This is a genomic window from Streptomyces sp. NPDC048483 (genome assembly GCF_040651455.1).
Taxonomy (GTDB): Bacteria; Actinomycetota; Actinomycetes; order Streptomycetales; family Streptomycetaceae; genus Streptomyces.
Genome location: NZ_JBEZJZ010000002.1, coordinates 1 through 20,173 on the forward strand (window position 1 = coordinate 1; position 20,173 = coordinate 20,173).

Sequence of the window (20,173 nt, forward strand, 5' to 3'; positions counted from 1 at the left end):
CGCATGCAGATGATCGTGGTGATGAAGTTGACCGAACCGAGGATGGTGCCAAAGCCGGAGAAGGCCAGACCCATGATCCACATGTCGGCACCGACACCCGGCGAGCGGACCGCGTCCGACAGCGGGGAGTAGGCGAACCAGCCGAAGTCGGCCGCACCCTGCGGGGTGAGGAAGCCGGCCACCGCAATCAGCGAGCCGAAGAGGTAGAGCCAGTAGGCGAACATGTTCAGCCGCGGGAACGCCACGTCGGGCGCACCGATCTGCAGCGGCATGATCCAGTTCGCGAAACCGGCGAACAGCGGCGTCGCGAACATCAGCAGCATGATCGTGCCGTGCATCGTGAACGCCTGGTTGAACTGCTCGTTCGTCATGATCTGCTCGCCGGGGCGGGCCAGCTCGGCGCGCATCAGCAGCGCCAGCAGGCCGCCGACGCAGAAGAACGCGAACGACGTGACCAGGTACATCGTGCCGATGGTCTTGTGGTCGGTGGTCGTGAGCCACTTGACCGCGGCGATACCCGGCTGCTTCTTGCGTACGGGCGGTGCTGCCGGAGCCTTCTCGGCGGCGGCACCCTGAGGTTCGTTGAGGATGCTCACTGGTTCTTGGTCTCCGCATTCCTGGCGTGATCCGTCTGCTTGATGCCCGACGGCAGGTATCCGGTCTGGCCCTTCTTCGCCAGGTCCTTCAGGTGCTCCCGGTACCGCTCGGGGGAGACGACCTTGACGTTGAAGAGCATCCGAGAGTGGTCGACGCCGCAGAGCTCGGCGCACTTGCCCATGAAGGTGCCCTCCTTGTTGGGGGTCACCTCGAAGACGTTGGTGTGGCCCGGGATGACGTCCTGCTTCATCAGGAACGGCACCACCCAGAAGGAGTGGATGACGTCCCGCGACGTGAGGACGAACTGGACCGTCTCACCCTTCGGCAGCCACAGGGTCGGGCCCGGGTTGCCGGTCTGCGGGTTCTTCGTGCCCGGGATGCCCGTGTCGTAGACGCCGTCCGCGCCGGCCGGAGCGGACTTCTTCCACTTGTCCGGGATGGCGGAGAGTTCGGGAGAATTGATCCCGGTGGACTTCTTGTCGCCGTCCACGTTCTCCAGGTAGTTGAACGCCCAGCTCCACTGGAAGCCCACCACGTTGATGACGTGGTCCGGCTTCTTGGAAGTCTTGAGAATGGCGCTCTCATCGCGCGCGGTGAAGTAGAAGAGCACCGCGATGATGATGAACGGGACGATCGTGTACAGCGCCTCGATGGGCATGTTGTACCGCGTCTGAGTGGGGACCTCCACCTTGGTCCTGCTGCGGCGGTGGAAGATCACGCTCCAGATGATCAGGCCCCAGACCAGCACGCCCGTTGCGAGGGCGGCGGCCCAGGAGCCCTGCCAAAGAGAGAGGATCCGCGGCGCCTCGTCGGTGACGGGCGTCGGCATGCCGAGGCGGGGGAAGTCCTTATATGTGCAACCAGTAGCGGTCGCAAGGACCAGGCCCGCAGCAAGCACCTGCGGCAGCTTCCGCCGCATCGGGCGCCGCGACGAGCGGTCGGAGCCGTTGGGACTCACGTAGCGCCTTCCCGAGAGTCTCGCCCGCGCGGTCGGCTGCGGCCTTACTCGCTGGTCGGTCGCCGCCCTGCGTCGGGCAGGGGTTTGGATGTTTATGCGGACCAAACCCTACTGGACGCTATTTGGGGTCGCGCGGGGAGGGTGCCCAACGCGCCGCGAGGCACCCCGATGGGGTGGGCGTGTCCTTCCCGGGCCCCCTTCCGGACCCCCGAATACCCCGCCCCACCAGGCATCTGACGGCGTGCCCGGCGTCGCCCCCGCCCTCTCGCGCGCGGGGCGGCGGACCGGTGTTCTACCGTCTCGTACGTGCCCTACTTCGACGCCGCGTCCGCCGCCCCGCTGCATCCCGTCGCCCGGGAGGCCCTGCTCGCCTCTCTGGACGAGGGGTGGGCCGACCCGGCCCGCCTCTACCGGGAGGGCCGGCGGGCGCGGCTGCTGCTGGACGCGGCGCGGGAGGCCGCGGCGGAGGCGGTGGGCTGCCGCCCCGACGAGCTGGTTTTCACCCCTTCGGGGACGCAGGCGGTGCATTCCGGGATTTTCGGGTCGCTGGCCGCCCGTCGGCGTGTCGGCCGCCGCCTGGTGCACTCCGCCGTCGAGCACTCCTCCGTGCTGCACGCCGCCGAGGTCCACGAGGCGGCCGGCGGCACGGCGGCGGCGGTGGGTGTGGACCGTGCGGGCCGGGTGGCGGTGGCGGACTTCGCCGCGGCGCTCCTGCCCGGCACCGCGCTCGCCTGTCTCCAGTCCGCCAACCACGAGGTGGGAACCGAACAGCCGGTCGAGGAGGTAGCGGCCCACTGCCAGGAGGCGGGGGTGCCCCTCCTGGTGGACGCGGCGCAGTCGCTGGCCTGGGGGCCGGTGCCCGGTGCCTGGTCGCTGATGACGGCGAGCGCCCACAAGTGGGGCGGCCCGCCCGGCGTCGGTCTGCTCGCCGTCCGTAAGGGCACCCGCTTCGCGCCCCAGGGCCCCCTGGACGAACGGGAGTCGGGCCGCGTGCCCGGGTTCGGCAACCTCCCGGCGATCGTCGCGGCCGCCGCGGCACTGCGGGCGCTGCGCGCCGAGGCCGGCGCGGAACGGGACGAAGCGGGGCGGCTGCGGGAGCTGGTGGACCGGATCCGCCGCCGGGTGCCGGAGCAGGTCCCCGATGTGGAGGTGGTCGGCGACCCGGCCCACCGTCTCCCCCATCTCGTCACGTTCTCGTGCCTCTACGTCGACGGCGAGATCCTGCTCCAGGAGCTCGACCGCGCGGGCTTCTCGGTCTCGTCCGGATCGTCCTGTACGTCCAGCACTCTGACGCCGAGCCATGTGCTGCGCGCGATGGGTGTGCTGTCCGAGGGGAATGTCCGGGTGTCGCTCCCGTACGGCACGCCCGAGGCGGAGGTGGAGCGGTTCCTGGAGGTGCTGCCGGGGACGGTGCGAGAGGTGCGGGAGCGGCTGGGGGTGCCGACGGAGCGGCCGGCGCCCGCTGCCGCGGAGGAATCCGTGACGGAGGAGGCCGGGCTGGTGGTCGATGCGCTCGGCAAGCGCTGCCCGGTTCCGGTCATCGAACTGGGCAGGGCCATCGGCCGGGTACGGGTGGGCGGCACCGTCACCGTCCTGTCGGACGACGAGGTCTCGGCCGTGGACATTCCGGCGTGGTGCTGGACGCAGAAGCAGGAGTACGTGGGACAGGAGGCGGCGGACCGGGGTGTCGCCTATGTGGTCCGCCGCTCCGTGTGACGTCTGCTCAGGTGCTCAGGCGAGATACGTCCGGACCTCGGCGGCGGCCTCGTGGCCGTATGCCTTGGTGAAGCGGTCCATGAAGTGGCTGCGGTGCAGCTCGTACTCCTGGGTGCCGACGGTCTCGATGACCAGCGTCGCCAGCATGCAGCCGATCTGCGCGGCGCGCTCGAGGCCGACGCCCCAGGCCAGGCCGGACAGGAAGCCGGCGCGGAAGGCGTCGCCGACGCCGGTGGGGTCGGCCTTGGCCTTCTCCTCCGGGACGCCGACCTCGATGGCCGGCTCGCCTACCCGCTCGATCCGGACGCCGTTGGAGCCGAGGGTGGTGACGCGGGTGCCGACCTTGGCCAGGATCTCCTCGTCGGTCCAGCCGGTCTTCGACTCGATCAGGCCCTTCTCGTACTCGTTGGAGAAGAGGTAGGCCGCGCCCTCCATCAGGGTGCGGATGCCGTCGCCGTCCATGCGGGCGATCTGCTGGGAGAAGTCGGCGGCGAAGGGGATCTTGCGGCTGCGGCACTCCTCGGTGTGCCGGATCATCGCCTCGGGGTCGTCCGCGCCGATCAGGACGAGGTCCAGCCCGCCGACCCGCTCTGCCACGTGCTGGAGCTCGATCAGCCGGGCCTCGCTCATGGCGCCGGTGTAGAAGGAGCCGATCTGGTTGTGGTCGGCGTCGGTCGTGCACACGAAGCGGGCGGTGTGCAGGACCTCGGAGATGCGGACGGAGCGGGTGTCGACGCCGTGGCGGTCGAGCCAGGCGCGGTACTCGTCGAAGTCGTTGCCCGCGGCACCGACCAGGATCGGCTGGATGCCGAGCTGGCCCATGCCGAAGCAGATGTTGGGGGCGACGCCGCCCCGGCGGACGTCGAGCTGGTCGACGAGGAAGGAGAGGGAGACCGTATGCAGCTGGTCGGCGACCAACTGGTCGGCGAAGCGGCCGGGGAAGGTCATCAGATGGTCGGTGGCGATGGAGCCGGAGACTGCAATACGCACGGCGGGTCTGCTCCTGCGGAGGGCGGAGGGACGGGCGGACGTAGGACAACGCTACCGGGCGTAGCGCTGTGCCACCCGGTCATCCCGGACGATTGGACATACTGAAACTACCCAATAGTAGGTCTTTCTTCGCGTTAGGCGGCTGCGTACCGTGCCCCTATGACCAAGCCTGTGAAAGCCGTCACACCCCCCGCGCCCCCCTCCCGGTCCGCCGCGGCGGATCCGGAGTCACTCGATCAGCTGCGCGGCGACTGCGCGCGGATGGCACCGCGCTTCCGGGCCGGGCGGTCCGGCGCACCCGCTCCGGGCAAGGCCTCCGATCTCCACGGGGTCAAGGTCCCGGCGAAGTCGGCCGAACTCGTCGACGGGATGTCCGAGTACGGCGACTGAGTACCGCGGAGGGAACCGCGCGCGCCCCGGCTCCGTCCCATCTGCGTCCAGACCTCCTGGAAGCGGCCTTACGGCTTCCTGGAGGATGGCACGTCAGATGTTCGGCGGAGCTGAAGGAGCGATGCGGTGAACACCGAGGACACCGAGGACACCGGGGCGACCCCCGAGAGCCCGGAGCCCGTGGCGCGCAGGCGGCCGAGCCGGTTCGTGATCGCCTCGATGGCCGCCGCGGTACTGCTCGCCGGGGGCGGCGCGGCGTACTGGGCCTCGTCCGCGTCCGGCGGCGGGGACACCCCTGCGGGGGCCGCGGCCAAGGGCGATCCGCCGCCGCTGGCCCTCGACGGCTACACCGGCGGCGGGATCGCGGCGGGTGAGCCCAATCCGCAGGGTGCGCACTACAAGGCGGTGAAGCAGCTGCCCGCCGGCCCGGGCTCGGCGCCGGTGTACCGCCCGAAGGGGCAGATCGGCAAGGCGGCCGTGGAACGGCTGGCGAAGGCGCTGGATGTGACCGGAAAGGTGCGGTCGGAGGGCACCGCCTGGAAGGTCGGCGGGCTGACGCGGGACGCGCGGAGCCCCGTGCTCCAGGTCAACAAGACCGGGTCGGGGTCGTGGACGTACTCGCAGTACGGCACCCCCGGCGGCACGAACTGTGCGCTGCCCGCCTCGCCGAAGGGCGACGCCGGCACCGCGTCCAGCAGGCCGGGCTGCCCCTCGTACCGCGGTGGCGGGGACGCGTCCACCGAGGACGACGGCAGCGGCAAGGGCGCGGTGTCGGCGGAGCGGGCCAAGAAGGCCGTGCGGCCGGCGCTGAAGGCGCTCGGCCAGGAGAACGCCCGGCTCGATGCGAGCGGGCTGTCCGGTGCGGTGCGGATCGTGACCGCCGACCCGGTGCTCGGCGGGCTGCCGACGTACGGCTGGCAGAGCGATCTGCAGGTCGGCTCGGACGGTCAAGTGGTCGGCGGCAGCGGCCAGTTGGCGCATCCGGTCAAGGGCGCCGACTATCCCGTACTGAGCGCCGACAAGACCCTGGACCGGCTGAATTCGGGCGACGGGCGCAAGCCGGCCGCCTGCCCCTCGACGCCCCCGGGCAAGAAGGGCGGCACCCCGATCGCGCCCTGCGAGCCCTCGCCGACCAAGGGCCAGAAGCCGACCGAGGTGACCGGCGCGGTCTTCGGGCTCGCGGTGCAGTACGTGGACGGCGGGCAGGCGCTGGTCCCGTCGTGGCTCTACACGGTGCGGCAGCCCGGCGCGGAGGACGGCCCGGACGCGACGTCGACGGTCGCGCACCCCGCCGTGAACCCGAAGTACCTGGCGCACACCCCCGACCGCCCCTCGCAGACCCCCGGCGGGCCGCCGCAGAAGCCGTCCGGCAAGCCCGGCGCCATGGCGCTGGAGTCGTACGCCGTGGCCGACGGCGGCAAGAAGCTGACGCTGCACTTCTGGGGCGGCGTGTGCAGTACCTACACGGTGAGCGCCGAGGAGTCGGGCACGACCGTCAAGACGCAGGTCGTCGGCAAGGACAAGAAGCCGCACCAGGTCTGTGTGAAGATCGCCAAGGAGTTCACCCGGTCGGTGACGCTGGACAAGCCGCTGGACGGCCGCAAGGTGATCGATGCCTCGACCGGCAAGTCGGTCCCGAAGCACTAGCGCGGGACGCGGGCAGCAGCACGACAGCGGAAGCAGCACGACAAGGGCGGCGCTCCCCCTTCCGGGGGGGGCGCCGCCCTTCGCCGTTCTTACCCTGCGGCCTTCGTGACTGAAGGCCGCAGGCCTTCTTAGCTGAAGGAGTCGCCGCAGGCGCAGGAGCCCGAGGCGTTCGGGTTGTCGATCGTGAAGCCCTGCTTCTCGATGGTGTCGACGAAGTCGATCGAGGCGCCGCCCAGGTAGGGGGCGCTCATCCGGTCGGTGACGACCTTGACGCCGTCGAAGTCCTTGACCACATCGCCGTCGAGCGAGCGCTCGTCGAAGAAGAGCTGGTAGCGCAGTCCGGAGCAGCCGCCGGGCTGGACCGCCACCCGCAGCGCGAGGTCGTCCCGGCCTTCCTGCTCCAGCAGGGTCTTGACCTTCGACGCGGCCGCGTCGGACAGGATGATGCCGTCGCTGACGGTGGTCTGCTCGTCCTGAACGCTCATCTACATCTCTCCCGGGTTGTACGGACCGCTTGCCCTCGGCTGCAACCGAAGGGCCCCCGGATCTATTCCGGCAGCGCGCAACTTGTCCTTGACCTTCTTTCTTCATGCTCGCACATGACCGGGCGGGCGCAGGTGGCTGCCTGGTCACACGGAGGGGCGGGAAAGGGGACGGGGCCGGAACGGGAAGGGGGCGGGGCCGTGAAGTGCAAGGGGAAGGCGGATACGTCACATCGACACAATGGCCATCGTCAAACTGACGTGAAGCAGTTATGATAGATAGCGTCAAATAGACGAAAAGGCAGGATGCCCGAGGAAGGCGCCTGCCTAAGAGCTGTCTGCAGAGAAGAGAGGGTGCGTGTCGTGACCACCGCCCAGCCCCTGGACGTCCAGCCGACGCCGCTGGCCCTGCTCCTCCTCGGCCGCGAGGCCGACCCGAAGAGCGAGCGCGGCGTCGAGTGCCCCGGCGACCTGCCGGCGCCGTCCGACCCCGACCTCGTCGCGCGCGCCCGCGCCGCCAAGGAAAAGCTCGGCGACAAGGTCTTCGTCCTCGGGCACCACTACCAGCGCGACGAGGTGATCGAGTTCGCCGATGTGACCGGCGACTCCTTCAAGCTCGCGCGGGACGCGGCCGCCCGGCCGGACGCGGAGTACATCGTCTTCTGCGGCGTCCACTTCATGGCCGAGTCGGCGGACATCCTCACCGGCGACGACCAGCAGGTCATCCTTCCCGACCTGGCCGCGGGCTGTTCGATGGCCGACATGGCGACGGCGGAGCAGGTCGCCGAGTGCTGGGACGTGCTGACGGAGGCGGGGGTGGCCGACCAGGTGGTCCCCGTCTCGTACATGAACTCCTCCGCCGACATCAAGGCCTTCACCGGCAAGCACGGCGGCACCATCTGCACCTCCTCCAACGCCAAGCGGGCCCTGGACTGGGCCTTCGAGCAGGGCGAGAAGGTGCTGTTCCTGCCCGACCAGCACCTGGGCCGCAACACCGCCGTCCGCGACATGGGCATGTCGCTCGACGACTGCGTGCTCTACAACCCGCACAAGCCGAACGGCGGCCTGACCGCCGAGCAGCTGCGGGACGCCAAGATGATCCTGTGGCGCGGCCACTGCTCCGTCCACGGCCGCTTCTCCCTCGACTCGGTCAATGACGTCCGCGCCCGCATCCCCGGCGTGAACGTCCTGGTCCACCCCGAGTGCAAGCACGAGGTCGTGGCCGCGGCGGACTACGTCGGCTCCACGGAATACATCATCAAGGCGCTGGAGGCCGCCCCCCGCGGCTCCAAGTGGGCCATCGGTACGGAACTGAACCTGGTCCGCCGCCTGGCCAACCGCTTCGCCGCCGAGGACAAGGAGATCGTCTTCCTCGACAAGACGGTCTGCTTCTGCTCGACCATGAACCGCATCGACCTCCCCCACCTGGTGTGGACCCTGGAGTCGCTGGCGGCCGGCAAGGTGGTCAACCGCATCGAGGTCGACAGGGAGACCGAGAGCTTCGCGAAGCTGGCGCTGGAGCGGATGCTGGCGCTGCCGTAGTTGCCGTAGGCACGCCGGAGAAGACAGCTGGGCCGGGGCCCGCACCGAACGGTGCGGGCCCCGGATGTGTGTCACGCTGATCATGACGCCCGTAGTCCGGACCCTGTGGTCAGGACGCCCGCAGTCCGTTCCGGACGGTCCCAGGGCGTCGGATGCTGCGTCGGACTGCGTCGGATGTGAGGTGCGACGTGGAGGTACGCATCTGGTTCAACGGGATCTGGCCCGACAGGATGCACCTTCTCCCGTTGCTGCGGGAGAACCCGGACCACGCCGACGTCCGCATCTTCGGCACCCATACCCACCGCGCGGCACCGGCGCTCCGGGCCTGTGACGTGGCCGGAATCGAGCCGGCGGCCGACGACGAGTTCTTCGGCTTCGCGATCGACTTCTGCCGGCGGCACGGCATCGATGTGGTCATGCCGTCCGCGCGCCTCGCGGCGTTCGCGGACCGCGCGGCGGCGTTCGCACGGATCGGCACCGAGGTCATGTGCTCGCCCGCCGCGACGGCGCGCCTCGTGACCAGCAAGAGCCGCATGTACGCGGCCGCCGCGGACGCATGCGTTCCACTCGCCCCCTGGCGGGTGATCACCGACGCCGACGGGCTGCGGAGCGCGGTCGAGGAGATGGCGGACACCTGCGGCCCCCTGTGCCTCAAACCGGCGGGCGAGTACTCCGCCAACGGCTTCCGCGTCCTGGACGACGCTCCGCAGGAGCTCACGGACCTCGAACTGCCCCCGCAGCCCCGGGTGTCGGTCGCCGAGGCCGCGGAAGCGCTGCGGCGTGCCAAGGAGCGGGGCGAGCCCGTCCGTGGGTTCATCGTGATGCCGTACCTGGACCCGCCGGAGATCAGCGTCGACTGCCTGTCGGATCCGGCGGGCACCCTGGTGACCGCGGTCCCCCGGGCCAAGGAGGGCAAGGTCCGGACGCTGCTGGACGCCCCGGAGCTGACGGAGCTCGCGCGGCGGGTCGTCGGCCACCTCCCCCTCGCGTACCTGTCCAACGTCCAGTTCCGCCACTGGAAGGGGCGACCTGTGCTGCTCGAAGCGAACGCCAGGGCCTCCGCGGGCCTCTATCAGACGGCCCTGGCCGGGGTGAACATGCCCTGGGCCGCCGTGCGGCTGCTGCTGTACGGCGACCCCGGCGAACTGCCGCCGCCCAGGCCCGGCGGCCGGCTCGTCGTGGTCCACCACGCGATCGCGGTCTCCGAGCCGGTGTGGGCACGGGCGTCGGCCTAGAGGAAGTCGGCGTTGCCGCGGCGGATCCGGCGAACGGGATGCTTCCTAGAGGCAGATCTGCCGACGGCAGGCCCGGCAGCAGGTCTTGCCGTCGCCCGCTCCTCGGTCTCACCGTGGTCGCAGGGCTCGGGCAGCCGGGCGCCGCGGCTGAGGGCGATCCGTAAGACGTCCCGCAGCGCCTTGTGAAGGGCGGCGATCATGCGGCACAGCCCCCGGAAATCCGCCGCCGGGAGGGCAGGCAGCGACGCGGTCTCCTCGAGCGGGCCCGCCGCCCCGGCGAGCGTCTCTCCTCGATGTCGTCCGCGAGCACGGACAGCCGGCTGTCCGGGTCGTCCGTACTCAGGTAGCACGGCTCCCCCTCCGGCGTCGTCCACGGCAGGAGGCGGAGCGGCGCGCCCTCGCCGTCGTACGCCCGGTCGTGCGTCATGCCGTCCGTCATGTCGTGCGTCATCACGCGGCCGCCTTCGCGCGCCGGCGCTGCCGGCGCTGCCGGAGTTCCTCCGGGGTGAGGGCGTACGGCCGGATCGGCTCGGACGCGTCGCCGGACAGCGGGACTTCGGGCTTACGGCGCGGGCGCGGGGGCACCGGTACGTGGCGGTGGCGCGGGCCGCCGATGACGGGCGGCGGCTCGGCGAAGCCGCTCTCCGGCGGCCGGTTGGCAGCAAGGAGTGCATGGACAAACAACTCGCTTCCCTGCTCGAGCAAGTGGATACTCCGGACAGGAGGGTTCAGGTGATGCCATTCAGCGCTGGTCCGTACTGGCTCATGAACGGCACTTTGATCCTGCCGGCACTCCCCGCCGGCTCGACGATCGCCTCCGAAGAAGGCATCGAGGCCTCCCATCTGTACGAGGGGCGGGAGGCGGCGAAGCGGTGGCGGCGACAGTACGAGGTGGTGCGTGCCAACGCTCTCTCGCTGGCCGAGTCGGCGGAACTGATCCGGAAAGCGAGGGAGGACTACGAGCCATGCGTCACACCCCCGAACTGAGCAATGCCCGCCGGCGTAAGAGCAGCTGCAGCAACGCCAACGGGGGCGCCTGCGTCGAGATCGCCGACGACTTCCCCGGCATCGTCCCCGTACGCGACAGCAAGAACCCCCACGGCCCGGCGCTCGCCATCCCCGACCCCGCCTGGGCGGCGTTCATCGCCGCCCTCAAGGGCTGAGGCGACAGGCGAAACCCCAGTTCAGCCCATCCCGGCCGACCGCCGGGAGGGGCGGCCGACGCCGCGGGCGTCAGAGAGTGAGCAGACAGATGCAACCGACGTTCGTACTGGTTCACGGAGCCTTCGCGAACTCCTTCTCCTTCGCGCCGCTCCAGGCCGAACTCGGCCTCCTGGGACATCGTTCGGTCGCCGTCGACCTGCCCGGCCACGGATTCGGGGCGACCTACACGCGCGCCTACCAGGCGCCGCAGGATCTCGAAGGGCTCGCCACCGCGCCGGGCGCGATCAAGGGCGTCACGCTCGCCGACAACGCCGCGCACCTGATCAGGACCCTGGAGCGGGCCAAGCGGAACGGCCCCGTGATCCTTGTCTCCCACAGTCGCGGCGGCATCACGGCCACGGCCGCGGCCAACGCACGGCCGGACCTGATCGACCGCATCGTCTATGTCTCGGCCTGGTGCCCGGTCGATCTCGACGTCAGCGACTACTACGCCGAGCCGGAGATGGCCACGGTCGACGCCGCTTCGCTGGCGCTGGCGATGGCCGGGAGCCCGGCCGAACTCGGCCTGCTCCGTGTCAACTTCCGCACCGCGGATCCGGACGCGCTCGCGGCGTTCAAGGCGGCCTTCCTCGCCGACGGCACCAACGAGGAGTTCCTGACCTTCCTGAACACCTTCCAGCCCGACGAGAACCTGGACGCCGGCACCTCCACCGACCGGGCGCAGGCCGCGACCTGGGGCCGCATCCCGAAGACCTACGTCCGTCTGGCCGCCGACACGAGCCTGCCGCTCGCCCTACAGGACCGGCTGATCCGCGAGGGCAACGCGCTGACGCCGGACAATCCGTACGACGTCCGCACTCTCGAGGGCAGCCACCTGAAGTGGCTGACCGCCCCGGCGCCGGCGGCCCGGGTCCTGGGGGAACTCGCCGCGCTCCATACAGGCAGCACAGCAGGCACAGTCGGCGAACTACGGAACACCAAGTGCGACGAGACCGGCTGACAAAGCCCTGAAGCCCTACTGGCCCCGGCCCCGGTCCCGCGGAAGGAGCCAGGCGGCCAGCGCCGTCGTCGCGCAGAGGGTGAGGCCCGCCGCGAGGAGGCTTTCGCGCATGCCGGGGAGGGAGAAGCCCTCCGCGTCCCCGCCCGCGCCGCCGCCCGCGAGGAGCACGCCGAACAGGGCGACGGCCAGGGCGCCGCCCGTCTGGCGGAGGGCGTTGAGCAGGCCGGAGGCGGTGCCGATGCGGTGGCCGGGGACGGCGTCCATGAGCAGGGCGGTGAGCGCGGGGACGGCCAGCGCGCCGCCCATGCCGGTGGGGATCAGGAGGATCAGGACCAGCCAGAGCGGGGTGTGGGCCGTGAGCGGGAGCAGGGCGAACATCGCCAGGGCCATGACCACCTGGCCGGCCACGATGACCGTGCGGCGGCCCACCCGTTCCGCCAGGCGCGGGGAGACGACGTTCATCAGTGTGGTGATGGCCGCCAGGGGGACGAACATCAGCCCCGCCGCCGTGCCCGTCATGCCGCGCAGCTGCTGGTAGTAGAGGCCGAGGAGAAAGACGACACCGTAGAAGCCGACGTTCATGGCGAAACCCACCATGAGGGGTACGGCAACCTGGCGCTGTCGCAGCATGCCGAGCGGGACCATCGGCGCGCGGTGCCGCTTCTCGGTGGCGTAAAAGGCGAAGGCGGCGGCGACCGCGACGGAGAACGCGGCGACGACCGGTGCGGAGGTCCAGCCCGTGTGTCCGCCCTCGATCACTCCGTACGCGAGGCCGGCGAGGGCGAGGACGGCGGTGGCCTGTCCCGCCAGGTCGAGGGGGGCGGGGCGGCGCGGGGAGGCGGCGGTGCGCGTGAGGAGTGCCAGGATCGCGGCGCCGATCGGGAGGTTCAGGAGGAAGACGGTGCGCCAGCCCGCCTCCTGTGTGAGGACGCCGCCGAGCACCGGCCCGGCCGCCAGGGCGACGGAGCCGCCCACCGTCCACAGCGCGATGGCGCGGGCACGGCGGCGCGGGTCGTCGTACGCCTGCCGGATCAGCGCGAGCGAGGCGGGCATGACGACCGCCGCCGCGCCGCCCTGCACGACGCGCGCCGCGATGAGCGGGCCGATGCCGGGGGCGAGGGCGCAGCCGAGGGAGGCGAGGGTGAACAGGGCGACTCCCCACGCGTAGGCGCGCCGCGCACCGGCCCGGTCGGCGAGGGCCCCGGCGGAGAGCATCAGCGCGGCGAACATCAGCGTGTAGGCGTCGACGACCCACTGCAGCCCGGCCATACCGCTGTGGAGGGACGTACGTATGGCGGGCAGCGCGATGTTGACGGCGGAGACATCGATGGTGATGACGGCGAAGCCGAGCAGGGAGACGATCAGCGCGACGGAGGCGGACGGAGCGGACGGCACCTGGTGGTGTGCCATGGGGGGTGCGGGCCTTCGCTGCCGTGCGGCAGTGGGGGACGACATGAACGAGGACCTCCTGCGTTTCGAGGGAAGAGCCGCCGCGGGGCGCTGAGCGGGCGGCACCGTCCACCGCGTCCGCGGTCCGGCGTCCTGCGCCCCCTGGGACCGCGGCGGCCGGGCCGCCCGCAACGTGACCAGTCTGTCCGGCCGCACCGCGCGGTGGCAGGGCGCAGTGCTCCGGGGTGCCGCGTTCCTGGCCCTGACACGGCCCCCCAACGACGGCGGCCACCGGGGACAATGAACGGATGGCAGACGGCACGGAACTGGGCAGATACCTACGGGCGCGACGGGCGCGGATCACCCCCGAGGAAGCGGGGCTGCCCGCGGGCACCGGGATCCGTCGCACGCCGGGTCTGCGCCGCGAGGAGTTGGCGACGCTGGCAGGCGTGAGCGTGGACTATTACACGCGGCTTGAGCGCGGGCGCGAGACCAACCCGTCGGCGGCGGTGATCGACGCTCTCGGCCGTGCCCTGCGCCTGAGCGGAGACGCCCACGAGCGGCTGCACGACCTCGCCGAACTCGCCTCGGGGCGCTTCACGGAGCCGTGCCCCACCGCCGAGCACACGGTGCGCGCATCGGTTCTGCGCATGCTGGAGGCGGTGCGCCCGCTGCCCGCGTACGTCGTCAGCCCGCACAGCTACATGCTGGCCGCCAACCCGCCGGGACGGCGCCTGCTGCCCGGTCTGTGGGACTGGCCGCCGGAGCAGCGCAATGTCACGCGGTATCTGTTCCTGCACCCGATGGGGCGCCGGCTCTACCAGCCCTGGGAGGAGACCGTCGCCAAGTCGGTGGCGCATCTGCGTGCGATCGGCGGCGCCGATCCGGACTCTCCCCAGATGGCCGCCCTGGTGGGGGAACTCCTGCTGAAATCCACGGACTTCGCGCGGCTGTGGGACCGGTACGACGTGAAGGAGCGCGGCGGCGGCACCAAGAATTTCGCGCACCCGAAGGTCGGCGCGATGACGCTCACGTACGAGGTCATGAAGCTGGCCCGGACGGGCGGGCAGCGATTCGTCGTCTACCAGGCCCCGCCCGGCAGTGCGGACGAGGCGGCGATGCTGCGGCTGGAGCCCGCGGCGGGTGCGGCCGGGACGTGAGAGGTGGCCGGCTTCCCCGCGGCGTTCTCCGCGGTCGTTGCTCATCGGCCGGTGTAGAGCTGGTGGCCGCCCCGTGCGGGATCGGCCGCGAAGAGGGTTGTCCATGTGTGGATCTCGCTCGGTGAGGGGGTGCCGCCCAGGCCGACCGCGGCGAGTGAGGAGAGTGCGCCGATCTGTTCGCCGAGTTCCCGCCACTGCTCGTAGCTCAGGCAGAGAAACAGCAGTCCGTCCAGCTCAGCGATCACCTCTGTGCCGCTGACGACGGCCCGGGAGAGATCGAGACCCTGCAATCGCGGGAGGGTCCGCAGTGCGCCGAGATCCACCGGCCGCTCCGTGCCGAGCTCCACGACGCGGAGCGTGGGGTGTCCGGTCAGTGGGGTCAGGTCGACCGATTCCAGGGTCAGGCGGAGCGACTCCAGGGGAGTGTCGCGGAGGGGGGCCAGGTCCAGGGAGCCTTGACCGTGCCAGTTCACCTCGCGCAGCAGCGGCGCCCCGCGCAGCGGCTCCAGATCGGTGCCGCTGGCGGCCTCCCAGGCCGTGACGCACTGGACGTCGCGTGGCATGTCCCGCAGGGAGCCGTCCTCGACGCGCCACCATGCCGTATCCCCGGGCGCTGGCGCTTCGCGGAATCCGGCATCGACGTCCAGGTGTTCGTCGCCATGGACGAAATAGTCGCCGCGGTCGAGCGCCGCCACCTGGCGGCGCACAAACGTCGTGACGGAGTCTGCGATGTATACGCATGGGTCGTCGCCGCCCAGGCGAATCACCTGCCCAGGGCGGCCGTTGGGGCCCGGATCCATGTCGACCGCGAGGCAGTCGCTCTTCTCGCTGCCTGCGAACGGGATCCAGCCCCGGCGGTTCGGCGACCGTCGCACGGTCTCCGGTGGGGAGGCTTCCAGGACTGGGGAAAGCGGATCGCCGTCGGTCCAGTCACCCTCGCTCCGGTAGTGGGTCCCACTCAGCGTGTAGGCAAGGTCGAACCACATGTATCCAGCGAAGATGCCCGTGTAGTAATCACCGTCATCGCCATCCGCCAGGGCGTACAGGGCCAGCAGGTCGGCGGGGAGCGTCACGTCCGCGGCGGCCGTCTGCTCCTCCCGCTGCGCCGCGTCCAGAGGGGCGGCCAGGCCGGCGTCGGTCTCGAAGGAGAACTCGGTCCCGGGCTCAGGGCCGTACCCCAGGATCTCCGCGCTTCGGTGGAAGAAGTCGCGGAACAGCCGGACGGCTTCGTCCGGATCGCCCGCGGGGGTCGGGTCCGCGGGGCCGTCCTGCTCGTCGCCCGTATCGGGCAGCGGGGTTCCGGGCTTGAGGACGTACCGCAGACGGTCCTGGCCGTCTGCGGACCGGTCGACTGCCTCACTGGTGAAGGCCTCGAACCGGCCGGACGGCTCGACGGACAGCTCCACCAGGGACAGATGGCGCAGCAACGTCCCGGCAGGCTTTCCCAGGGCGCGCTGGGCGTGCTGGGCGTGCTCGGCCAGGGAAAGCGTCTCGCCGTCGCGCAGCTCGTACTCCGCCCGGCACTGGGGGGAATCCTTCGCCCTCGATGCCCGCACCCGACCGCGCACCCACTCCTCCGGGGCCGACTTGAGGACGTGCGCGGCCATGGTTCTGAGTACTTCGGTTGTGTCAGTGGGCTGTTTGCGTCCCATGGCTGATGACTTCTCTTTCGGTGCGGTGTGGTGCTCGATATCGCCGGGCGGTGCGGTTACGGCCGGGACGTGAACGCTCCGGAGTAGTACTGGGGCGGGGAACCGTATCGGCACATCAACCGATAGCTGCCCGCTGGCGCCACGGCGTGCAGGCGCACGGCGGCGAGTACGGGGAGGCGGTCCGTGCGGCGCCACAACTCTTTCCACTGGTCGTGGCGGAGGGCGAGGTAGCACAGGTTGTCCAGGTCGGCGATGACCTCGATGGAGTCCACGGGGGCGCGGGAGATGTCCAGGGCCCACAGGTGCGGGAGGCCGCGAAGGGGGGCCAGATCGACCGGGGTCCTGGCGGTCAGGGTCAGGGCGCGGAGGTCCGAGCGGAGGGTGAGGGGAGTGAGGTCGATCGACGGGAGGTTGAGGACCACGGATTCAAGCGGGACGTCCCGCAGAGGGGTCAGGTCCAGGGAGGTGCCGCAGGTCAGGTCCAGGGTGTTGAGGCTCGGGGCCTGGCGGACGAAGGCGAGGTCGTTGGTGTGGGTGGCCCTGAGCCGCTGGACCAACGGATGTGCACCCGGGGAAAGGGAGGGGGAGCCGGTGACGTTCCACTCGCGGGCCTCTTCGGCTTCGTGCCGGTCGGGCAGGTCGGCCTCGTACCTCAGGTCACCGGGTTCGTAGGTGTGGTCGCCGCGTTCCAGCGCCTCGACGAGCCGGCGCAGGAAGGTGGTGATCGAGTCGGCGACGTAGTGCGGACCCTGGGCGTGGCTGACGCCGGTGCGGATGACCTGGCCGGGGCGGCCCGCGGGGCCGGGGTCCATATCGACGGCGAGGTGGTCGCCGCCAGTGCTGTGCGCGAAGGGGATCCAGCCGGGGCGGTTGAGGGAGCGTCGTACGGCGCCAGGCGGGTTCGCGTCGAAAACGGGCCGCATGTGGGGCTCGTCCTCCCACTCGCGCTCGGCCCACTCCTCCCAGTGGGCATGCACGTTGGCGACTTGATCGGCGCCGAACCAGGGCCAGCGGTTCAGCAGGCCGGTCTCCAAGGGGCGGTCGCCGTCGCAGATGCCGTACAGCGCGCGGAGGTCCGCGGGCAGGGCGACGCCGATCTCCTCCTCCAGGGCGGCCAGGTCCGAGGGGTCGGCCGGGGGCGGGAGTTCCTCCTCGTGGCCGATGATCTCCGCCCGGAGGCGCAGGTATCTGCGCAAGAGGCGGACGGCTTCGTCGGGGTCGCCGGCAGGCGTGGCGGAGGAAGGCGGGCCGTCCTGCTCGTCGCCCCGGTCGGGCGGCGTGAGGCTGCCGTCCAGTTCGCGTTCGTACAGGGTGGGCCCGCTCAGCTCCGTCTCCCCCACGGTCGCCTCGAAGCGGCCCGACGGGTCGGCCGTCAGCGCGACGGTCAGCTTTTCCAGGAAGGTGCCGGTCAGCTCGCGCAGTCGGCCGGCGCTGCCGGACAGGTCGAGTGCGCCGCGACGCCGCTGACCGTCCGGCATGCCGTACGACAGGACGCTGAGGTCCGGCTTCTTCCTTTCGGTGGTGCAGCGCAGGCGTGCGTCCTGCCAGCCGGGCGGTGCCGCGGCGGCCGCCTGAGCGGCCATGTCGCGCAGCAGGGCGGCGATTTTCGGGTCGGGCATGGCCATTGTTGTCATCAAGTAGCCGTTTCCGTACGTGAGTTGATCTGCTATCAAGTCGTAGCACGGGCCACTGACAACGCCCGGCGAGGGCGGCGCAGGGCAGCCGTGCCGCGACCACCGGCGACTCTCCCCGCCCGGACGGCGTTCATCGCCCCTCTCAGGCTGAGGCGGTCACCGCACCCCACGACCGGCAGGGCCGGTCCGCATCAGATGGATGGCGACGCCGTCCATCGCCGCCGCCCCCAGCAGCAGCGGAATCAGTTCCGCACCCGGGCCGGTCAGCGCCAGCATCAGGACGAGGCCCGATCCCACGGCCGTGACCAGGGCCAGACACCAGCGCGCCCGGCGGGAGGTGCGCGGGAGGGCAACCGCGATGATCAGGGCGGCGGCAAGGAGAAGGGCCGTGACCAGCACCGGGGTGTGGAGCGCGGAGGTTTTTGTTGTCCTTCCATAGAGACCCGACAGGCTCGCGTACAAGGAGCCCCCGAACACCACGAGGGCGATGGCGGCCCAGGTGAAGGGCAGGACCTTCTTCTCTTCGCGTTCAGCCACGCGCCACAACTCCCCTAATTTGTCCGGTCATTGACTTTTCCTTACGCACCATTGACGGTACTCGGCCCCCTCAATAGCGTCGCGGGGTGACAGGTTGCCGACCTACCCACAGGGGGACTCGTGTCCGACAGCTTCCAACGGGAGCTTGAACAGTTCCAACAACAGGCCGCCGCCGTCCAGCGCACGATGCGCGAAATCGAGGAGAGCGTTCCCCCGGAGGCCGAAGGTGCGGACGCCCGGGGTGCGGTACGGGTCACGCTGGGGGCCGACGGGCTCCCGGCGCGCTTCCAGGTGGCCACCGACTGGCAGCGGCGCAGCGCGGGGGCGGCGTTCGGGTCCGCGGTGGTCGAGGCGTGCGGTGCGGCGATGGAGCAGCGCATGGCGGCGTGGTCGCTCGCCATGGAACAGGCCGCCCGGCGTGGTCTGTTCGACGACGCCCCCGGCGCCAACGGCGCGGCCGGATCCGGGGCCGGGGCCGGGGCCGGCCCGCAGCCGCCGGCCGCGGAGCGCGACGTCGGTCACGTCATCCCGCGCCCCATCGACGAGGTCACCGAGGACATGCTCTCGGCCCTGGACGCCGCCCAGGCCGCCGCGGATTCGCCCACCTCGGGAGAGCCCGTCACCGGAACGGGCTCCGGCGCGCGGGGCCGGGTCACGGTGACGGTGCAGCAGGGCGCGCTGGTGTCCTGCGAGGTGGACGGCTCCTGGGCCGCGGGCGAGTCCTCCGTGAGCCTGGGCAGCGCCCTCGACGCGGCGCTCGCGGAGGCGCGGGGCCGGCTCGCCGCCGCGCTCGCCGAGGCCGAGTCGGCGGCCGGTCCGAAGGTGGTGCTCGACGGCCTGTACGACGAGGCCATGGCCATTCTCAAGAACCCGGAGCGGTACGGGAACCCGTGAGCCGCCGTCGGAATCGCCGTCACAGGACAGGAGAGCACCGTCATGGCCGATACGGATGTCATCACTGATGCACTGCGCAAGGAGTCCCGGGTCTGGGATCGCAACGCGGAGGAGCTGAGCGGTATCGCCGGTTCCGTGGAAGGCCTGAACCTCTCCCATCTCCAGGCCGGGCTCTTCCAGGTCCTGTGCTTCGCGTACCAGGACGCGGTCGCCCAGGTCGCCGACCGGTGCCGGGAGGGGAACCAGCGGATGTCGCAGATCGCCGACGCCCTGGTCAAGAACGCGAACGCGTACGACAACAACGAGGCGGACACCACGGAGTCGGTCGAGGGCACGTACTGACCCGACCGCGCTGAACGCAGGACCATCGCCACGAACACCCACAGGGGGCAGTGCACATGGCATTCAGCACGGCGCAGTTCGAAGCGGCCACCACCAAGCTCACCTCCGGCGTGACCACGCTGGAGGGCAAACTCAACCAGGTCAGCTCCAAGGCGAACTCCATGTCGTCCAACTCGTTCATCCCGGGCTTCGTGAAGGACGCCATCATCTGGGCGGCGAACAAACTGCTGGAGATGGGGAAGTGGCTGATCAAGAAGATCGGCGAGTGCCTCGAGGGGGTGGCGGCGCCCGTCACCTTCTTCTTCTACGCCTCCGACTGGCAGGACCAGGTACGGGCGAAGGCGTCCAATGTGGCCGGTGAGATCGCGCCCGACGCGCTGAAGGCCACCAGGGAGTGGAAGGGCAAGGCCGCCGACTCCTACAGCGGCGCCGTCAAGTCGCAGACCACCGCCGCCACGTCCATCGAGACGCTCGCCGACAAGGTGTCCACGGCCCTCACCGCCTCCGCCGTCGCGGGGTGCGCGTTCTATGTGGCGCTGGGTGTCATCGTGGCGCAGTACATCATCACCGCCATCGGGGCCATCGGGGCCCTGGGCTCGGTGGTCTTCTCCTGGGCCGGGGCCGCGCTCATCGTCGGCGAGACGACGGTCAGCGCGGGCCTGATCATCGCTGCGGTCACCACCCTGGCGGCCGTGCTGGCCGTCCAGACCCAGCAGATGACCGTCGTCAAGGGCGAGGCCGGCGACAATTCCGCGTTCCCCGGCGGCCACTGGCCGGAGGGCACCGCGTGACGCAATGCCGGAGCGCCCCCGCAGCCAGGACATTCGGCTGCGGGGGCACTGTG

General features: G+C 70.9%; 23 protein-coding genes. 12 read left to right on the top strand and 11 right to left on the bottom strand.

Features of this window, described 5'->3' with window-relative positions; genetic code table 11:
• Together AB0D04_RS01080 and coxB are read right to left on the bottom strand one after the other, a co-directional pair.
• Nucleotides 1–596 (bottom strand): cbb3-type cytochrome c oxidase subunit I (locus AB0D04_RS01080; RefSeq protein WP_362697708.1); only part of this gene is annotated, 596 nt, incomplete at its 3' end.
• The gene (coxB, locus tag AB0D04_RS01085; protein WP_362697711.1) at nt 593–1,555 is read right to left on the bottom strand and encodes a cytochrome c oxidase subunit II; all 963 of its coding nucleotides are present in this window, start codon (nt 1,553–1,555) and stop codon (nt 593–595) included. The genes coxB and AB0D04_RS01080, both read right to left, overlap by 4 nt.
• A gap of 306 nt (nt 1,556–1,861) precedes the next feature.
• On the opposite strand from coxB, the gene AB0D04_RS01090 reads away from it, so the two are divergent.
• Nucleotides 1,862–3,271: an aminotransferase class V-fold PLP-dependent enzyme gene (locus tag AB0D04_RS01090; protein ID WP_362697714.1), complete on the top strand. Its 1,410-nt coding sequence runs from the start codon at nt 1,862–1,864 to the stop codon at nt 3,269–3,271.
• 15 nt (nt 3,272–3,286) lie between these two features.
• Here the strand turns inward: AB0D04_RS01090 and AB0D04_RS01095 are convergent, their stop codons facing one another.
• Complete coding sequence (locus AB0D04_RS01095; protein ID WP_362697717.1) at nt 3,287–4,261, bottom strand: carbohydrate kinase family protein; 975 nt, start codon at nt 4,259–4,261, stop codon at nt 3,287–3,289.
• A 159-nt stretch (nt 4,262–4,420) separates the two neighbouring features.
• Between AB0D04_RS01095 and AB0D04_RS01100 the strand changes: the two genes are divergently transcribed.
• The gene (locus tag AB0D04_RS01100) at nt 4,421–4,651 is read left to right on the top strand and encodes a hypothetical protein (RefSeq protein ID WP_362697720.1); all 231 of its coding nucleotides are present in this window, start codon (nt 4,421–4,423) and stop codon (nt 4,649–4,651) included.
• A 126-nt stretch (nt 4,652–4,777) separates the two neighbouring features.
• The gene (locus AB0D04_RS01105; RefSeq protein ID WP_362697723.1) at nt 4,778–6,298 is read left to right on the top strand and encodes a hypothetical protein; all 1,521 of its coding nucleotides are present in this window, start codon (nt 4,778–4,780) and stop codon (nt 6,296–6,298) included.
• A gap of 128 nt (nt 6,299–6,426) precedes the next feature.
• Here AB0D04_RS01105 and AB0D04_RS01110 read toward each other — a convergent pair whose 3' ends face one another.
• Nucleotides 6,427–6,783 (bottom strand): iron-sulfur cluster assembly accessory protein, encoded by a 357-nt coding sequence (locus AB0D04_RS01110; protein WP_362697725.1) that lies wholly within the window; start codon nt 6,781–6,783, stop codon nt 6,427–6,429.
• A gap of 351 nt (nt 6,784–7,134) precedes the next feature.
• Here AB0D04_RS01110 and nadA point away from each other — a divergent pair, with 351 nt between their 5' ends.
• Nucleotides 7,135–8,322, top strand: a complete 1,188-nt coding sequence (nadA, locus tag AB0D04_RS01115; protein ID WP_362697728.1) for a quinolinate synthase NadA — start codon at nt 7,135–7,137, stop codon at nt 8,320–8,322.
• Between the two features lie 188 nt (nt 8,323–8,510).
• Nucleotides 8,511–9,557: an ATP-grasp domain-containing protein gene (locus AB0D04_RS01120; RefSeq protein WP_362697731.1), complete on the top strand. Its 1,047-nt coding sequence runs from the start codon at nt 8,511–8,513 to the stop codon at nt 9,555–9,557.
• Here AB0D04_RS01120 and AB0D04_RS01125 read toward each other — a convergent pair.
• From AB0D04_RS01125 to AB0D04_RS01135, 3 genes are read right to left on the bottom strand one after another with little or no spacing between them, the layout of a single operon-like run.
• Entirely contained in the window at nt 9,554–9,757 is a 204-nt protein-coding gene (locus AB0D04_RS01125) for a hypothetical protein (protein WP_362697734.1), read from the bottom strand. The genes AB0D04_RS01120 and AB0D04_RS01125 overlap by 4 nt on opposite strands.
• Nucleotides 9,754–10,008, bottom strand: coding sequence for a hypothetical protein (locus AB0D04_RS01130; RefSeq protein WP_362698285.1), 255 nt, complete (start codon nt 10,006–10,008; stop codon nt 9,754–9,756). Before AB0D04_RS01130 ends, AB0D04_RS01125 begins: the two co-directional genes overlap by 4 nt.
• Nucleotides 10,008–10,262: a hypothetical protein gene (locus AB0D04_RS01135; RefSeq protein WP_362698288.1), complete on the bottom strand. Its 255-nt coding sequence runs from the start codon at nt 10,260–10,262 to the stop codon at nt 10,008–10,010. The genes AB0D04_RS01130 and AB0D04_RS01135 overlap by 1 nt, the downstream gene beginning before the upstream one ends.
• Between AB0D04_RS01135 and AB0D04_RS01140 the strand changes: the two genes are divergently transcribed.
• The 3 genes from AB0D04_RS01140 (at nt 10,230) to AB0D04_RS01150 (ending at nt 11,721) form a co-directional block, all read left to right on the top strand.
• Nucleotides 10,230–10,544 carry a Scr1 family TA system antitoxin-like transcriptional regulator gene (locus AB0D04_RS01140; RefSeq protein ID WP_362697736.1) on the top strand — a complete coding sequence of 105 codons (315 nt, stop codon included), beginning with the start codon at nt 10,230–10,232 and terminating at the stop codon, nt 10,542–10,544. The genes AB0D04_RS01135 and AB0D04_RS01140 overlap by 33 nt on opposite strands.
• Entirely contained in the window at nt 10,523–10,720 is a 198-nt protein-coding gene (locus tag AB0D04_RS01145; RefSeq protein ID WP_362697738.1) for a DUF397 domain-containing protein, read from the top strand. The genes AB0D04_RS01140 and AB0D04_RS01145 overlap by 22 nt, the downstream gene beginning before the upstream one ends.
• A gap of 89 nt (nt 10,721–10,809) precedes the next feature.
• Nucleotides 10,810–11,721, top strand: a complete 912-nt coding sequence (locus AB0D04_RS01150) for an alpha/beta hydrolase (RefSeq protein WP_362697741.1) — start codon at nt 10,810–10,812, stop codon at nt 11,719–11,721.
• Nucleotides 11,722–11,736: 15 nt separating this feature from the next.
• On the opposite strand, the gene AB0D04_RS01155 is transcribed toward AB0D04_RS01150, so the two are convergent.
• On the bottom strand, nt 11,737–13,176 hold the full coding sequence (locus tag AB0D04_RS01155; RefSeq protein WP_362697743.1) for an MFS transporter: 1,440 nt from the start codon (nt 13,174–13,176) through the stop codon (nt 11,737–11,739).
• A 242-nt stretch (nt 13,177–13,418) separates the two neighbouring features.
• Here AB0D04_RS01155 and AB0D04_RS01160 point away from each other — a divergent pair, with 242 nt between their 5' ends.
• Nucleotides 13,419–14,270 carry a helix-turn-helix transcriptional regulator gene (locus tag AB0D04_RS01160; protein ID WP_362697746.1) on the top strand — a complete coding sequence of 284 codons (852 nt, stop codon included), beginning with the start codon at nt 13,419–13,421 and terminating at the stop codon, nt 14,268–14,270.
• A 41-nt stretch (nt 14,271–14,311) separates the two neighbouring features.
• On the opposite strand, the gene AB0D04_RS01165 is transcribed toward AB0D04_RS01160, so the two are convergent.
• The 3 genes from AB0D04_RS01165 to AB0D04_RS01175 all read right to left on the bottom strand — a co-directional run bounded on the left by AB0D04_RS01165 (nt 14,312) and on the right by AB0D04_RS01175 (nt 18,093).
• Nucleotides 14,312–15,877, bottom strand: coding sequence for an SMI1/KNR4 family protein (locus tag AB0D04_RS01165; RefSeq protein ID WP_362697749.1), 1,566 nt, complete (start codon nt 15,875–15,877; stop codon nt 14,312–14,314).
• A gap of 101 nt (nt 15,878–15,978) precedes the next feature.
• Complete coding sequence (locus tag AB0D04_RS01170) at nt 15,979–17,541, bottom strand: SMI1/KNR4 family protein (protein WP_362697752.1); 1,563 nt, start codon at nt 17,539–17,541, stop codon at nt 15,979–15,981.
• A 171-nt stretch (nt 17,542–17,712) separates the two neighbouring features.
• Nucleotides 17,713–18,093, bottom strand: a complete 381-nt coding sequence (locus tag AB0D04_RS01175) for a hypothetical protein (protein WP_362697755.1) — start codon at nt 18,091–18,093, stop codon at nt 17,713–17,715.
• 120 nt (nt 18,094–18,213) lie between these two features.
• Between AB0D04_RS01175 and AB0D04_RS01180 the strand changes: the two genes are divergently transcribed.
• The 3 genes from AB0D04_RS01180 to AB0D04_RS01190 are packed head-to-tail and all read left to right on the top strand — an operon-like array spanning nt 18,214 to nt 20,120.
• Nucleotides 18,214–18,987: a hypothetical protein gene (locus AB0D04_RS01180; protein ID WP_362697758.1), complete on the top strand. Its 774-nt coding sequence runs from the start codon at nt 18,214–18,216 to the stop codon at nt 18,985–18,987.
• A 42-nt stretch (nt 18,988–19,029) separates the two neighbouring features.
• Entirely contained in the window at nt 19,030–19,329 is a 300-nt protein-coding gene (locus AB0D04_RS01185; RefSeq protein WP_362697761.1) for a hypothetical protein, read from the top strand.
• Nucleotides 19,330–19,385: 56 nt separating this feature from the next.
• The gene (locus tag AB0D04_RS01190; RefSeq protein WP_362697764.1) at nt 19,386–20,120 is read left to right on the top strand and encodes a hypothetical protein; all 735 of its coding nucleotides are present in this window, start codon (nt 19,386–19,388) and stop codon (nt 20,118–20,120) included.
• Nucleotides 20,121–20,173 lie beyond the last annotated feature (53 nt).

Excerpts from the sequence above, each read along its gene's own strand:
- AB0D04_RS01100 (WP_362697720.1), top strand. The coding sequence starts at position 4,421 with ATGACCAAGCCTGTGAAAGCCGTCACACCCCCCGCGCCCCCCTCCCGG.
- AB0D04_RS01110 (WP_362697725.1), bottom strand. The coding sequence starts at position 6,783 with ATGAGCGTTCAGGACGAGCAGACCACCGTCAGCGACGGCATCATCCTG.
- AB0D04_RS01125 (WP_362697734.1), bottom strand. The coding sequence starts at position 9,757 with ATGATCGCCGCCCTTCACAAGGCGCTGCGGGACGTCTTACGGATCGCC.
- AB0D04_RS01130 (WP_362698285.1), bottom strand. The coding sequence starts at position 10,008 with ATGACGCACGACATGACGGACGGCATGACGCACGACCGGGCGTACGAC.
- AB0D04_RS01140 (WP_362697736.1), top strand. The coding sequence starts at position 10,230 with ATGGACAAACAACTCGCTTCCCTGCTCGAGCAAGTGGATACTCCGGAC.
- AB0D04_RS01145 (WP_362697738.1), top strand. The coding sequence starts at position 10,523 with ATGCGTCACACCCCCGAACTGAGCAATGCCCGCCGGCGTAAGAGCAGC.
- AB0D04_RS01150 (WP_362697741.1), top strand. The coding sequence starts at position 10,810 with ATGCAACCGACGTTCGTACTGGTTCACGGAGCCTTCGCGAACTCCTTC.
- AB0D04_RS01155 (WP_362697743.1), bottom strand. The coding sequence starts at position 13,176 with ATGTCGTCCCCCACTGCCGCACGGCAGCGAAGGCCCGCACCCCCCATG.
- AB0D04_RS01160 (WP_362697746.1), top strand. The coding sequence starts at position 13,419 with ATGGCAGACGGCACGGAACTGGGCAGATACCTACGGGCGCGACGGGCG.
- AB0D04_RS01165 (WP_362697749.1), bottom strand. The coding sequence starts at position 15,877 with ATGGCCGCGCACGTCCTCAAGTCGGCCCCGGAGGAGTGGGTGCGCGGT.
- AB0D04_RS01170 (WP_362697752.1), bottom strand. The coding sequence starts at position 17,541 with ATGCCCGACCCGAAAATCGCCGCCCTGCTGCGCGACATGGCCGCTCAG.
- AB0D04_RS01185 (WP_362697761.1), top strand. The coding sequence starts at position 19,030 with ATGGCCGATACGGATGTCATCACTGATGCACTGCGCAAGGAGTCCCGG.
- AB0D04_RS01190 (WP_362697764.1), top strand. The coding sequence starts at position 19,386 with ATGGCATTCAGCACGGCGCAGTTCGAAGCGGCCACCACCAAGCTCACC.